Consider the following 15,191-nt stretch of genomic DNA (forward strand, 5'->3'; position numbering starts at 1 on the left):
ATGCTGTCGCATAAATTTAGGATTTTATTCATCAACGCTAGTTGACAAAGAACCAAAAAAAGACGACCAATAAACTGGTCGCCTTGTATATTTTTTTCTATATTCTAGTATGCCTTGGCAAATATTACCATATTGTCTGCCTTTTCGCCTGTGTAGAAACACTTGTCTCCTAGGTCTTCCTGGGCAAATGGTATTACTCTTATTGTAGCGCCTGTCAACTCTTTGATCTTGGCTTCATTGTCTGCATCATTCTTCCACATTACCTTGGCAAAGCCCTTCTTGTTTTCTATGATATCAACAAATTCGTCCATATTATGGGCTACATATGTTCTTTCATCCCTGTATTTTCTAGCCTTTTCAAGCATATTCTTCTGTATTTCATCTAGTAGTATTGCTACCTGGTCAGCTACTGTATCTAGTGACATTTCAGACTTAGTTAGCTCGTCTCTTCTGAAGGCTAGGGCCTGATTCTTTTCTATGTCCTTTGGTCCAATTTCTAGTCTTACTGGTATACCCTTCATTTCTGCGTCATTGAACTTGTAACCTGGGCTGTAGTTAGCTCTGTCGTCTACTTCTACTGATATTCCCTTGGCCTTTAGGTCTCCTGCCACCTTGTCTACCACTTCCATTACTCCACCCTTGTTGGCTGCTATAGGTATTATGATTACCTGAATTGGAGCCATCTTTGGTGGTAGGACTAGACCTCTGTTATCTGAGTGTACCATGATTAGACCACCTATTAGTCTAGTTGAGATACCCCATGATGTATGGTATGGGTTGGCTAGCTTGCCATCCCTATCTGAAAAGGTAATATCGAAGGCCTTTGTAAAGTGCTGACCCAAGAAGTGAGATGTACCTGACTGTAGGGCCTTACCATCGTGCATCATTGCTTCTATTGTATATGTAGCAGATGCTCCTGCGAATTTTTCACTATCAGACTTTCTACCGTCTATTACTGGTATTGCCATTAGGTCCTCTGCTACTGACTTGTAGGCAGCTAGCTGCTGTAGTGTCTCATCTATTGCTTCCTGCTCAGTCTCATGTAGGGTATGTCCTTCCTGCCATAAGAATTCTGATGTTCTAAGGAATGGTCTAGTTGACTTTTCCCATCTGACAACTGAGTTCCACTGGTTGTATAGGAATGGCAGCTGCCTGTATGAGTTTAGCCACTTGGCATACATTGTACAGATGATAGTCTCTGATGTAGGTCTGACTGCTAGTCTTTCTTCTAGGACCTTGTTGCCACCCTGAGTCACCCAGGCAACTTCTGGTGCAAACCCCTCTACATGCTCTGCTTCCTTGTTTAGTAGACTTTCTGGTATCAATAGTGGGAAGTATACGTTCTTGTGACCTGTTTCCTTGAATAGGCCATCTGCATAGTCCCTAATCTTTTCCCATAGGGCAAATCCGTATGGTTTGATTACCATGAAGCCCTTTATTGGAGCATAGTCTACTAGGTCTGTCTTAGTTATTACGTCTGTGTACCACTGGGCAAAGTCATCTTCCATTGGTGTAATAGCTTCTACAAATTGATTTTCTTTTTTCTTTCCCATTTTCTTGTCCTCCTAATTGTTTGATATGTTACTTAACAGCCTTGAAGAACATAAAAAAGCCCTTCATCTCCTATAAAAAGAGACGAAAGGCTGTTAGTTTCCGCGGTACCACTCTTATTAGCCAGGATATCCTGACTCCCTCGATAGAATATAACGGTTCAAACCGTGGAGATTGTTACCTCTCCAAGCTAAAAGGCTGGTTCATCAGTTTCGATATAGGACCTTCCACCAAGTGGTCCCTCTCTGGTAAATCTCTGCCAACTACTATCCCTTTATCATAGCCTCTATTGGTATGCCACTATGATACACCCTAGGGGGTGTAATTGTCAATATAATATAGAATAAATCTGGTCTTCCTACCTGACTCTAGCAAATATCATCCTACCTGCTGGTGTCTGTAGGATAGAAGTTACGACTACCTTCCTGGTCTCACCTATGAACTTTCTACCATTTTCTACTACTATCATGGTACCATCATCTAGGTAGGCTACACCCTGCTGGTTTTCCTTACCTTCCTTGACTATGGTTACTACCATTTCCTCACCCGGTATGGCTATAGGCTTGACTGCATTGGCCAACTCGTTGATATTTAATACCTCGACACCCTGGACCTGGGCCACCTTGTTTAGGTTGAAGTCGTTGGTTACCACCTTACCCTTTAGGACTGATGCTAGCTTGAGTAGCTTGATATCTACCTCTGCTATATCGTCAAAATCTTGGTCTGTAACCTCCACTTCTATATTGCCTTCTTCCTGTATCATATTGAGGATATCTAGACCCCTTCTACCTCTGACCCTCTTCATATCGTCGGCTGAGTCAGCTATATGTCTTAGTTCATCAAGGACGAACTGAGGTATTACCAACTTGCCTTCAATAAAGCCAGTCTTGCAGATGTCTGCTATTCTTCCATCTATTATTACTGATGTGTCCAGTACCTTTGGTGGTATATTCCTCTTTTGCTTCTTTGACTTGTGTTCTTCCCTATCCTTCTTGTCTGGCCCTTGCCTCAACCTAAGTAGGGTCTTGACCTCATTTTTACTCCTCATTCCTATCCTGATACCTAGTAGACCAAATAGGACATATGATATAATCGATAGAACTGGTCCTACTACATATATCTTCTCCAATAGTCCACTGATCAGGGATGCAATTAGGAAGCCTAACAATAATCCCACTGACCCCAAGATAATATCTATCTGTGAATAGGCCGACATTTCCTTATCAAAAAGCTTGCCTAGTTTTTTTAATCGCCTATTTATGGCTGGTTCACTGACGAAGAATATCAGGGCTACTATCAAACCTGCCGATACTCCAGCTATATAGCCGTATGTTTGGTTGCCAAACTGTAGCTGCTTTACTGGCTTCATCAATGAAATATATAGGGTAGTTGTTAGGGCAAAACCAACTAGCGCCACTATAAATCTTCTTAATTTATTAATCATAATTTACCTCCTGTATACAGGATAATAATACTAAATCTGTCTATCCAAAACTGCCAATCTCTTCATTTTTATAAGTCCATTTCTAATATAAGTTGCCCTTATTTCACCAATTCCGTCAACTTCGTCAAGTTCATCTATGCCAGCTGCTAGTATGTCCTGGAAGCTTCCAAAATGCTCTATAAGATTATCTATAATTCCTTCTGGTAATTTATGGATCTTGCTCAGTAGCCTATAACCTCTCGTAGTGGTTGGTTTGTCCAAATTCTCGTTATAGCCTGAAAAGCCCATAATTTTTGCTATTTTGCTTAGATCGACTAGTTCTTCGTCTGAAAGCGCACTCAATTTCTTTTTAAAGTTCTTTTTGTTGGTGTCTTCCAGTACATAATCCTTTATTATCAAATCCTGGTCATCTCTTGTCCTACCAATTAATTGCTCGTACTGACTCCTGATCAGTACACCCTCATCACCCAGGGCTAGTAGGTACCTTTCCATTACACCTGTAATTCTCAATACCATCTCCACCTTTGACATTGCAAATACTACGTCGTATATGGTTACCATATCCGCAAATTCTAGGGCATTTAGGTTTAGTACGGCCTGTTCCTGGGAACTCTTGGCCTTCTCCAATGTCTGGAATGCTTGGTTGGCCTTTGAAAATAGGGTTGTAGTATCTTGGACTACATACTTTTTACTATCCTTATATATGGTGATTATAGACCTCCTCTGTGATATGGCTATCACTATAGACTTGGTCTGCCTAGCTATTCTTTCAGCTGTCCTATGTCTAGTACCTGTCTCTGTAGTAGGTACATTGGGGTCTGGCATCAGTTGGGTATTGGCAAAGAGTATCTTTTCAATATTCTTGTCCAATACTATGGCCCCGTCCATCTTGGCTAGCTCATATAGTGAGGATGGCGTATAGTCTGCATTTAGTTCAAAACCACCATCTACTAGGGACAGGATCTGGTCATTGTCAGCCACGACGATCAGACCACCAGTCTTGGCCATCAGTACATTGTCTAGACCTATTCTAAGAGGTGAACCCGGTGATATCATTTTCAATATCTCATCCATTTCATCATTGGTAAAAATATCAAAACTGTTCATCCTAACCTCCCAAAACTTCATATATAGCCTGCCTCAAGTTGTACACAGGCACCAATTCAATCCTATAATCCTTTTTAAATTCATCTAGGTAGTTACCCCTAGGTATTACCATCTTTTTAAAGCCTAATTTCTCACATTCCAAAATTCTTTTTTCGATAAAACTCACCGTCCTGACCTCTCCTGTCAAGCCTATCTCACCTGTCACTACCACACTGGCGTCTACAGGTATATTCCTGAAGCTTGATGCTATGGCTAGGGCTATACCCAAGTCCATAGAAGGCTCATTGATCTTTAGGCCACCTATTATATTTACAAATACATCCTGGCTCTGGACCTGCATACCTATTACCTTTTCCAATACTGCCAGTATAAGGGCCACCCTATTGTTGTCAACACCTGTAGTAGTCCTCCTGGGATAACCAAAATTGGTTGGTGCTACCAGGGCCTGAAGTTCCAAGAGCATGGACCTAGTACCTTCTACTGTTGATACTATTACTGAGCCAGATACATCATTTGGCTTCTCAGCTATTAGGACCTTGGATGGGTTTTCCAGCTCCACTAGTCCGTCTGATTTCATCTCAAATACTCCTAGCTCGTTTGTTGAGCCAAAACGGTTCTTTACTGCCCTTAGCAACCTATAGGTATTGTACCTCTCGCCTTCAAAGTATAGGACTGTATCCACCATATGCTCTAATAGCTTTGGACCTGCTAGAGATCCTTCCTTAGTCACATGACCAACTATAAATGTTGATATCGACTTGGACTTAGATATTTTCATAAATTTGGATGTACCTTCCTTTATCTGGCTAATGGTACCTGGTGCTGAGTTTATCTCCGGTGATATCATAGTCTGTATGGAGTCGACTATAATCATGTCCGGTTGTACTTCTGCTATCTGTAATTCAATAGCTGCAAGGTTGTTCTCTGTATATATGTACAAATTGTCTGACGAAACCTTGAGCCTCTTGGCCCTCATCTTTATCTGCTTTTCGCTTTCCTCGCCTGATATGTATAGGACCTTCTTGTCCGTCTCTGCTACATTGTTGGATACCTGTAAGAGCAGGGTAGACTTGCCTATACCTGGATCTCCTCCCACTAGAACCAAGGAGCCTGGTATTACTCCACCACCTAGGACCCTGTCTAGCTCTGGTATACTGGTAGAAAACCTCTCTTCCTTATTAGTTGTAATGGAATTTATCTTGATTGGCCTGCTAGTGGACTTAGATGCCTGCTTGGCCAACGATGCTTGCTTGGGAGTTAGTTTTTCCTCAACCTCTTCTACAAACGTATTCCACTGTAGACACTCAGGACACTTGCCCAACCATTTTGGGTTCTCGTAACCACAATTTTGACATACGTACTTAGACTTCACCTTTGCCATAAATTTTAACAACACCTCCTTAAATATACCTTAAGGTATACATTTCTATCGTTTTATTATATCATATTTTTCATCTTATATGTGTCTTTTCCTTATGGCCTCTGCGCATAAACTAAGTTTGATTCATTATGTTTGACGTCTATTCTCTCATCTTGTATGATATATAAATAAGCCAATCATCAAAGTTATTACAGGAATGAGGAGGGTTGGTAAGTCTACTATTTTAAATATAATAATGGATAAGGAGAAAAAATGTTTATATTAGAATTATACCAAGATAAAATGAGCACAGAGCTAGGACTATTTGACACCATAGAAGAAGGAAGAAAATTTGTATCTCAACTTAAAGGATACAAATTTGAAGAGATAGACGGATTTGAATACGAAACTATAAAGCTAGATTCAATCTCAGACTACATGGAACTAGAAATAAATGGCAACATAGTTCCACTAACTAAGTTTATGTTTACAGAAGATGGCGATGTAGAAGTATATTGGAAAGAAATTCCAAACCTATCTAAAAAAGGAAAAGGAATCGTAGAAGGTGCAACTAGAGTGGATGCCTACACAGTAGCGAATTCAGATTTAAGAGAATATATCGAAGCGAGAGAAAATAATTATTTAGAAGTAAAGAAAAATCTAGAAAAGGAAGGCTACCAAGTAGAAAGAGCCTACTTCGGATCAGAAGACGGAGAAGCAATCCTATTTAGAAAAAAAGATTCAGAAGATTGGCACTTCTTAACCCATATGGATCCAGAATTCACAGAAGAATTTGATTTAGATGTATGTTTAGAAATGGTAGAAGAAGATAATTAAATTGAAAGCTAAAAGCCGAGTCTATGTAAAAAAGTCTGTAAAATTGTAGGTCCTTCTACGGTAAAATTATTATCATAGGAGGACTTTTGTTATGGGAAGAAGAAGAAAAAGAGAACCAATGAATCTAGCTAAGAAAAATATTGTAAGTAAATTAATAAAAACTTATGATCCAAAATTGCAATTTTATGTAGCCCATAAGGACTGATCAAGAATGCTATAAGTAATGTTACCATTTCTGTTGCCATATCTTTTTATATGAAGCAAGTTACTGCTCCAATAAATACTAGGAAAGATATTATACCTAAAATCATTCCACTAACTTTTATAATAAATTTTAGAAAAGCAATTAGTATCGACAAGAGCAATATTATTGGAAATAAGATAATTTTCAATGCCCATCTCATAACAGACCTCTCTATTTCTTTGACTTATCTTCTAAGCTCTTAATTCCTGTATTGTTCAACTTTTCAATTGACATCAGCTGAGTTCTAGCAAGCTTTCTAAGTTCTATCATTCTTTCTTTTTGTTCCATACCTTTTCCAATAAGAATTGCATTATAACTTTCCATATTGGCAAGCACCAGTAACTCATTCAGACTTGCATAATCTCTCATATTGCCTTTCAAATCTGGATTTTCTTCACGCCACTGTTTTGCTCGCTTGTTAAATAAGGCTACATTGAGCATATCTGCTTCACTTGCATACTTATAAGATAACTGCTCATTGGTAAGATCTTTTAAGAGATATTCTTTAATTGCATCTGTATGAATTTTATAGTTAATCTTGGAAATTTCTCGATTAAGATTCCACCCTAACGATAGCTTAGAATTTTCATCTGACTTAAGTCTCTTATAATCTTGAATAATATACAGCTTAAATTCTGGTGAAATCCATGAGGCAAATTCCATTGCAAGATCATAATGCGCATAGGTTCCACCATATCTCCCAGACTTCGATATTATGCCAATAGCATTTGTAGAATCAATCCATTTTTGTGGTGTCATAGTGAATCTATTAAGTCCTGCCTCATTTCTAAACGTGTCGAATTGCACACGGTTAAAATCTGGATTATTCAAAACTTCCCATAAACCTATATATTCCAAAGTATTTCTATTTCTCATCCAGTTTTGTATAACAAATCTAGGATCATCATTATTTTTATACTTAGCAATATCCGTTAGACTTATATAGTCGTTTTTAAAGTCTTCAGTATAAATTTGAATAGCAAAACCTTTTGCTTCAATCGTCTCTTTTTTCGCCTTAGACATACGATTTCCCCCTTTATGCTGATCTACTGTTTACAAAATTTATTTTCGTAATAACTGCTCTAAACAGCACACCAACTATTCATTTTTTTGATTTTCTTAAGCTAATTCAGTTATAATGAAATATAGTAAATAGTGCTACTTGCTCTTGTAGCATAAAATTTAGGAGGGTAATTATGAAAAAGACAAAAATAAATATAATATCGGGCTTTTTAGGCTCTGGTAAGACCACATTTATCAAAAAATTAATCAAGGAAGCTGATGATTTTTCCAAGACTGTCATTATAGAAAATGAGTTTGGAGAGGTCAGCATTGATGGGGCAATCCTAGAGAGAGAGGGCCTATCTGTCAAGGAGATAAATGCCGGCTGTATCTGCTGTACGGTGGCAGGGGACTTTGCCAGCTCTATAAACGATATCAAGAAGGCCTTTAATCCGGATAGCATCCTGATAGAGCCATCTGGCGTGGGCAAGCTATCAGATATAAAGGCTATCTGCCTCAAGTATCCTGACCTATTTGAGATAAATCGCTCCATCACAGTTATAGACGCCACAAAATATTCCATGTACAAGGTCAATTTTGGTGAATTCTACATCGACCAGATAAAGAACTCCAATACCATTATCTTCAGTAGGTATAGCCTGGCCAAGTCCTCTGGTATAGATATAGGAGAAATCATAAGAGATATAAAAAATGAAAACAAGCATGCCCATATTGTAGATGCTGAGTGGGATGACTTCAGGGCAAGTGACCTCTTGGAGTCTACTATTATTAAAGATGATGCTAGATACAAGATAAACAAGGTAAATACTAGCAAGGACATGTTGGCCCTATTCAACAAGCTGGACCATTCACACCACCATTCAAACAAGAATTGTCATGAGCACGATTCATTTTCACATAGCCACAATCACGACCATGGTGATAGCTGTTCATGTCATGACCATGACCACCACGAGCATTCTGGGGATGAATTTAAAAGCCTAACGATTCGAGTTGATAAGACCTTTTCCAAGGAAGACCTTCAGTCTATACTGGAGTCTTTTGATAGGGGAATCTATGGAAGTATTATTAGGGCCAAGGGTAGTCTGCCAGGCCATACCTCTGCCCTAGAATTTGACTATGTGCCCCAAGAAATCAGAATCAATGAACTAAATTATATCCAAGACCATCATGTGGTTATTATAGGTAGGGACTTGAATGAGGAGGCTATTTTAAAAGTTTTTTAAATTTTCTGTCTTTAAAAAGGATTTTCACCTAGCTTTGTAGAATTTAGATAGCAATTGGTGTTGTATGGGCTAAAATTTTTCCATACATCCAAAAAAACTTGGTTATCTAACCATAAAATAAGAAAGTGGGTGCTTGTATGAAAATCTATAATAGCGAGAAGATCAGAAATATTGCGGTATTAGGGCATAGCGGTTGCGGTAAGACTAATTTATTAGAAACTATCGCGCATGCCGCAAATGTCAACAAAATTCCCAAACTAAGCAATAATATACAAATGACTTACAGCATGAGTCTAATGCCAGTCGAGTATGAAGGTTTCAAGTTCAACTTTATAGACACTCCTGGTTACACAGACTTCACTGGAGATGTAGTATCCGCCCTATCAGCTAGTGATGCTGCCATCATAGTTATCGATGCCACCGACCCTATGCAAGTCGGAACTGAAAAGGCTCTTGAACTGACAGAAGGTATTCCAAAGATCATGTTTATCAACAAGATAGACAACGAAAAGGCCAGGTACAAGGATGTAATCGAAATGCTAAATGAAAAATTCGAAAACAAGATAGTACCAATGATATCTCCTGAATTCAAGGATGGAAAGTTTGTCAAGCTTCACAATGTATTTGAAAACTATGAAGGTCTAGACCAAGAATTCAAGATCCAGGCCCAGCAGTCATATGATGCCTTGATGGAACTTATAGCAGAAACTGATGACAACTACCTAGAAAAGTTCTTTGAAGGCGAAGAATTGACTAGTGACGAAATCAAGACTGGTATCACAATAGGTGTAAAGAAGGGTGATATAATTCCAGTAATATCAGGCTCTACTATCAACAACATAGGTACAGCTGAAATCCTAGCATCTCTTGAAAATTATATAGACCCAACATATATAGACCAGGATAAACCTTTCAAGGGTACAGTATTTAAGACATTTATAGATCCTTTCGTAGGAAAGATTTCATACATATATATAACTCATGGCTCTATTTCCAAGGACAAGGAAGTATACAACATGAGAACAGGAAACAAGGAAAAAATATCCAACGTATACACAATACGTGGTGGTGAATTGATAGAATTAAAAGAAGCCTATGCAGGTGATATCATAGTAGTAACAAAGGTTGCCGGCCTAGCTACTGGTGATACTATCTCCCTAGATAGGGACGCCGAGGTTGAATTGGAAATCAACTTCCCTAAGCCACAGATATACATAGCCATATCTCCAAAGAATAAAAATGATGAAGACAAGATGGCAAATGTCCTTACTAGGCTAGTTGGAGAGGACCCTACTCTTCATTATTACAGAAACAATGAGACTCACCAGGCCCTAGTAGGTGGTCAGGGTGAACTACATATAAAGACCCTAGTAAATAAGATGAAAGACAAGTTCGGTATTGAGGTAGAACTAGACGACCTTAAGGTTCCATATAGGGAGACTATCAAGGGTACATCTGATGTAGAAGGTAAGCACAAGAAACAGTCTGGTGGTCATGGCCAGTACGGTCACGTAAAAATCAGGTTCTCTAGGAGTGAAGATGAATTTGACTTCTCAGAAGAGCTATTCGGTGGTTCAGTACCTAAGTCTTATGTGCCAGCAGTTGAAAAGGGACTAAAAGACTCTATGTTAAAGGGTGTATTAGCAGGCTACCCAGTTACAAATATCAAGGCTGTCCTATACGATGGTTCTTACCATGATGTGGACTCTTCAGAAATGGCCTTTAAGATGGCAGCATCTATAGCCTTCAAAAAGGGTATGGAAGAGGCCAAGCCAGTCCTTCTTGAACCGGTTATGAAGCTTACTATTACAATTCCAGAGGAATATATGGGAGATGTAATGGGTGATATGAACAAGAGAAGGGGTAAAATACTTGGTATGGAATCAAATGGCAAGGGCAAGCAGATACTAGAGGCCCTAGCTCCTCAGGGAGAAACTTTCAAGTATGCTATCGACCTTAAGTCAATGACTCAGGGTAGGGGCTACTTCGAGATGGAATTTGATAGTTACGCAGAGGTACCAGCTAGTTCAGCAGAAAAGATAATCGCAGCAGCCAAGGCTTAATACATTGATGTGGTCACTACTCATGATTAAATATAGTTACTTGTAGAAGGGGCTCCCAGTATGGGAGCCTCTTTTCAGTGCAGAATATTTCAATATTAAGTCAGATAACTTTCTATTCTGATATAGGTCGATATGTTTTTCATATATATTTTTTATTTTTTTGTATTTTTTTATTTATAGTTATTTATAAAAGTGTTATAATGTGAGTAGATATTCTTGCATATATAATGTCATTATTACATTGCATGTGCAGACTTATGTAGCAGAGTCCTGCTAAAATATTAATGAGTTTTTAAGGAGGAACTAATATGAGAGGTTTATTGACAAAATTAAGCGACAGAGAAGAAGACATAATGTCAATACTATGGAATACTGACAAGTCTCTTACAGCGACTGAAATTTTCCACTGTAATGAGGAAATCAGCAAAAATACTATCCAGGTAGTATTGAGAAACTTGCTAAAGAAAGAGTACATCAAGGTTAGTGATGTAGTCTACAGTGGTACTACCCTATCTAGGAGCTATACCTATGTAATTACTGCAGAAGAGTATGCTGCAGATCAGCTACAGGCTTTAAAGAATACAACTTTTAATTTTTCACATACATCGTTTTTAGAATATATGAAAAAATATGGAAATCAGGATATCATAGACGGATTAAAGGAAAACGCATAATAGCTAATCCGTTTTAATAGAGATAGTCTTACACAGGGGCAAGTCATCCTACATCTTTGTAGGTGGGACTTGCCTTTTTGAATTTACATTATAACTACTAAATGATATAATATATTAGATAACCACTATGAATCGGGGGTGATATTATATTGGTTAATGATATAAATAAAAGGACAATCGTAAACCTGTCAATGTTGGCCCTATGCCTGCTATTTACCTTTTTAGCTAGCATAGATTCTTCTCTGGCCTTTTTATCCATAGTCACAGTAATACCTATGGTTATAATAGGCATGGAAGCTAACCTTGTGTTTTCACTTTCGGCAGGTCTGCTCTCAACTGCCCTAGCCTTTGGGGTTGGTGGTCTACAATTTGCCATGGCATCTGGTCTTATGTATATACTACCAAGTCTACTATCTGGCATATTTATAGCCAACGAAAGCCTTGTCAGTATAGATGGATCAAGATTTAAAATAAGATTGCAAAAAGGTGACGATACTTATAAATTTGCATCATTTAAGACTTTCCTAGTATCAGTAGTCTTCTTTGCAGTTGGTATGCTTGCCTATACAGTCATACTCAAATACTATAGGGGAATTGACCTAGTCAAAGACCTGCAGGCAGATATAAATATCGTTCTTGACCTCTACAAAAAGAACTTGACTACGGAGGAATATAATACTATCAAGAATGCTGGTTTTGTTGATTTTATGTCTGCTTCCAGTAGCCTATACCTATTAATTACCTATATCAAGTCTATTATACTGGCATTGATAGCCTACTACCTATGCCTGCCTATATCTAGACTTCTATATAAGGAAAAAATAAATCATATCAAATTTGACAATATTTTCCTACCTGGCAGGCCAGTCCTAGTACTTTTTGTGACTATAGTCAGCCTTTATATTATAGGTTTGGCTCTACCAAGTATCGATGTGATGAGCGTGATAAACAACTTTATCTTGATTATGAACCTACTATTCTTCCTAGAGGGTCTATCATTGATAGTCTTTTTGATCAAGAACTGGAGGCATATCAAGAAAGAAGTAAATATGCTGCTTGTCTTTGTAATAGTGATATTTATGGGTATCCTACCTGGTATATCAATCCTGGGTATGCTAGATAATATGCTTAATTACAGACAGAGATGGTATTCTAATTGGGAAGGTAGGGGTGATAATAATGAACAATAAAAGCAAAAGATTAGACTTATTCTCCTATTTGGCTTACCTATACTTTATAGTACTATTCCTCATGTCATCCTACATAGCCTACAAAAACTTGGCCTTGGGAATAACTTGTTTTTTAATTTTAGCTACACTAGTTTTGATATATCTCGACAAGAAAAAGAGAGATGTCAAGAAGTGGCGTGATAGGGTTCAAAGGGCTTCATTTAACTTTAGTAATTTGACTAAGAAATCTTTACTAAACCTACCTATCCCCCTGTGTATATTAGAAATGAACGGTACCATATCTTGGGCAAACAAGTATTTTGACCAGATGATAGGCCTTGAAGAGGGTTCTACATCCATAGGTGATAATTTAGAGGATATCGTCGGAGAGATAACTCTTAGGAAGGTCTTGGATGAATCAAAGGTAATGGAAGATGAATTCATCTACAAGGATAGGACCTATACTCTTAGGTATTGTTTTACCAAAACAGATGAAAAGAACCAATCAGGTCCTGAATTCAGGATAATCATGTACTGGCTAGACCATACAGATCTCGACCAGTTGAGGACAGACCTTGATAATAATAAACCTGCCCTAATGATTATAGAAATAGATGGATATGAAGATGTAATAAAGAGTACACCTGAAGAAAATCAATCCCTAATCAGGGTTGATATTGAAAAAATCATATCAAATCTTGAAAGCGAGACTCAGGGACAAATAGAAAAGCTGGACAATGACAAATATGTACTATTCACTAGCAAGAAATCAATTAAAGAATTGGAAAAAAATAAATTCCCACTATTAGACAAGGCTAGGGAAATAGATAGGGGCAACAACCTACCTGTCAGCCTTAGTATAGGTGTGGGGTATGACGGAGAAACTATAGAAGAAACCGGTAAATTTGCCTCTGGAGCCATAGATATGGTCCTAGGTAGGGGTGGAGACCAGGTTGCTATAAAGAATACAGAAGGCTACCACTTCTTCGGTGGTAAGTCAAAGGGATTTGAGCGAAAGACAAAGGTTAAATCTAGATTAATAGGTCATGCCTTTAGGGAAATCATCAGTCAAAGTGATCACATCCTAATAATGGGCCACCTTTATCCAGATATGGACGCTATGGGAGCTGCTGTAGGTGTATACGATATATGTAAATCCTATGGTAAAAATGCCCATATTGTCTTAGATAGTGTAAATGAAGCAGTAGAAATCTTTGTAAATAGGGTCAAGGAAGACAAGTACTTTGACGACGTATTTATAAGTCATGAAAGGGCTATAGATATGTGTAAGAAAAATACCCTAGTAGTTGTAGTTGATACGCATAGACCTAGTTATACAGAGTGTCAAAAGCTCCTAAGCCTATCAAATAGGGTAGTAGTTATAGACCACCATAGGAGGGGTGTTGAATATATCAACGAAACAATTCTCCTATTCCATGAGATCTACGTATCATCTACCTGCGAGATGGTCACTGAGCTAATCCAGTATACTGATTTTGACATCAATATACACAAGCTGACAGCAGAGGGCCTACTAGGTGGTATCTACCTTGATACCAAGAACTTCGAATTCAAGACAGGTGTCAGAACATTCGAAGCTGCCTCCTACCTGAGAAACCTTGGAGCAGAAACCCTATCTGTCAAGAAGTTCTTCAACTCATATGCAGAAGACTTCCTAGTCAAGGCAGAAATCATACAGAGAACAGAAATAGTAAAGGAAAGAATTTGTATTTCCTATGCTAAGGCTGAAATAGACAATATCAATATAATCATAGCCAAGGCCGCTGATGAACTTCTAAATATCAAAAATATCGAAGCCTCATTTGTACTTGGTATGAAGGGTGATACGGTCTTTATCAGTGCTAGATCCTTAGGAGATATCAATGTACATATCCTAATGGAAAAGATAGGTGGCGGTGGTCACATAGATATAGCTGGTGCCCAGCTCAAGGATGTGAGCCTGTCACAAGCCTATAATATGGTCAAAGACATAATAGAAGAATACTTAGAGGAGGAAGACGAATAGATGAAAGTTATTTTACTAAAAGATGTAAAGGGAACTGGTAAGAAGGGTGAAATCAAGGAAGTCAGTGATGGCTACGCTAGAAACTTCTTGCTAAAGAAGGGGGCTGCTGTAGAAGCTAGCCAAACAAATATGAAGGAGCTAAATGATAAGGCCAAGTCAAAAGAAAGAAAGGCCCTTATAGAATATGAAGAAGCTGTCCTACTAGGCAAGCAGATGGAAGATGTAAATATCGAAATCATGGCCAAATCAGGTGAGGGTGGAAGATTATTCGGTTCTATCACTTCAAAGGAAATAGCTGAACAGCTAAAGAAGCAGAAAAATATAGACATAGACAAGAGAAAGATCCTTATGGATGAGCCAATCAGGACTCTAGGATCAACATTTGTTGAAATAAAAATCCACCAGAAGGTCACTACTAAGATCAGGGTGGACGTAAAAGAAAAATAATAATATAGACAAAATCACAC

General features: G+C 38.2%; 12 protein-coding genes and 1 other annotated feature. Of the genes, 7 read left to right on the forward strand and 5 right to left on the reverse strand.

Going from position 1 to position 15,191, the window contains the following annotated elements:
- Positions 1 to 104 precede the first annotated feature (104 nt).
- The 4 genes from proS to radA all read right to left on the reverse strand — a co-directional run bounded on the left by proS (position 105) and on the right by radA (position 5,483).
- On the reverse strand, positions 105 to 1,553 hold the full coding sequence (gene proS, locus HMPREF1639_RS08585) for a proline--tRNA ligase (protein ID WP_036765615.1): 1,449 nt from the start codon (positions 1,551 to 1,553) through the stop codon (positions 105 to 107).
- Between the two features lie 75 nt (positions 1,554 to 1,628).
- Positions 1,629 to 1,841, reverse strand: a binding site (T-box leader).
- A 68-nt stretch (positions 1,842 to 1,909) separates the two neighbouring features.
- A complete protein-coding gene (locus tag HMPREF1639_RS08590; RefSeq protein WP_036765617.1) occupies positions 1,910 to 2,995 on the reverse strand; it encodes a PIN/TRAM domain-containing protein in 1,086 nt (361 codons plus the stop codon).
- 30 nt (positions 2,996 to 3,025) lie between these two features.
- On the reverse strand, positions 3,026 to 4,102 hold the full coding sequence (gene disA / locus HMPREF1639_RS08595) for a DNA integrity scanning diadenylate cyclase DisA (protein ID WP_036765619.1): 1,077 nt from the start codon (positions 4,100 to 4,102) through the stop codon (positions 3,026 to 3,028).
- 1 nt (position 4,103) lies between these two features.
- Positions 4,104 to 5,483 carry a DNA repair protein RadA gene (radA, locus tag HMPREF1639_RS08600; RefSeq protein WP_036765621.1) on the reverse strand — a complete coding sequence of 460 codons (1,380 nt, stop codon included), beginning with the start codon at positions 5,481 to 5,483 and terminating at the stop codon, positions 4,104 to 4,106.
- Between the two features lie 252 nt (positions 5,484 to 5,735).
- Here radA and HMPREF1639_RS08605 point away from each other — a divergent pair, with 252 nt between their 5' ends.
- The gene (locus HMPREF1639_RS08605; protein ID WP_036765623.1) at positions 5,736 to 6,299 is read left to right on the forward strand and encodes a hypothetical protein; all 564 of its coding nucleotides are present in this window, start codon (positions 5,736 to 5,738) and stop codon (positions 6,297 to 6,299) included.
- 415 nt (positions 6,300 to 6,714) lie between these two features.
- On the opposite strand, the gene HMPREF1639_RS08610 is transcribed toward HMPREF1639_RS08605, so the two are convergent.
- Positions 6,715 to 7,566, reverse strand: coding sequence for a KilA-N domain-containing protein (locus tag HMPREF1639_RS08610; RefSeq protein WP_036765626.1), 852 nt, complete (start codon positions 7,564 to 7,566; stop codon positions 6,715 to 6,717).
- Between the two features lie 173 nt (positions 7,567 to 7,739).
- Between HMPREF1639_RS08610 and HMPREF1639_RS08615 the strand changes: the two genes are divergently transcribed.
- From HMPREF1639_RS08615 to rplI, 6 genes are all read left to right on the forward strand, one after another.
- Positions 7,740 to 8,792: a CobW family GTP-binding protein gene (locus HMPREF1639_RS08615; protein WP_036765628.1), complete on the forward strand. Its 1,053-nt coding sequence runs from the start codon at positions 7,740 to 7,742 to the stop codon at positions 8,790 to 8,792.
- 137 nt (positions 8,793 to 8,929) lie between these two features.
- Complete coding sequence (locus tag HMPREF1639_RS08620; protein ID WP_036765630.1) at positions 8,930 to 10,855, forward strand: elongation factor G; 1,926 nt, start codon at positions 8,930 to 8,932, stop codon at positions 10,853 to 10,855.
- 308 nt (positions 10,856 to 11,163) lie between these two features.
- Positions 11,164 to 11,529, forward strand: a complete 366-nt coding sequence (locus HMPREF1639_RS08625) for a BlaI/MecI/CopY family transcriptional regulator (protein ID WP_052045492.1) — start codon at positions 11,164 to 11,166, stop codon at positions 11,527 to 11,529.
- Positions 11,530 to 11,678: 149 nt separating this feature from the next.
- A complete protein-coding gene (locus tag HMPREF1639_RS08630) occupies positions 11,679 to 12,719 on the forward strand; it encodes a DUF2232 domain-containing protein (RefSeq protein ID WP_036765632.1) in 1,041 nt (346 codons plus the stop codon).
- On the forward strand, positions 12,709 to 14,724 hold the full coding sequence (locus HMPREF1639_RS08635; protein WP_036765634.1) for a DHH family phosphoesterase: 2,016 nt from the start codon (positions 12,709 to 12,711) through the stop codon (positions 14,722 to 14,724). Before HMPREF1639_RS08630 ends, HMPREF1639_RS08635 begins: the two co-directional genes overlap by 11 nt.
- Positions 14,725 to 15,171 carry a 50S ribosomal protein L9 gene (rplI, locus tag HMPREF1639_RS08640; protein ID WP_036765638.1) on the forward strand — a complete coding sequence of 149 codons (447 nt, stop codon included), beginning with the start codon at positions 14,725 to 14,727 and terminating at the stop codon, positions 15,169 to 15,171. It begins immediately after the preceding gene.
- The last annotated feature ends 20 nt before the right edge of the window (positions 15,172 to 15,191 follow it).

Source organism: Peptostreptococcus sp. MV1 (genome assembly GCF_000758885.1).
GTDB lineage: Bacteria > Bacillota > Clostridia > Peptostreptococcales > Peptostreptococcaceae > Peptostreptococcus.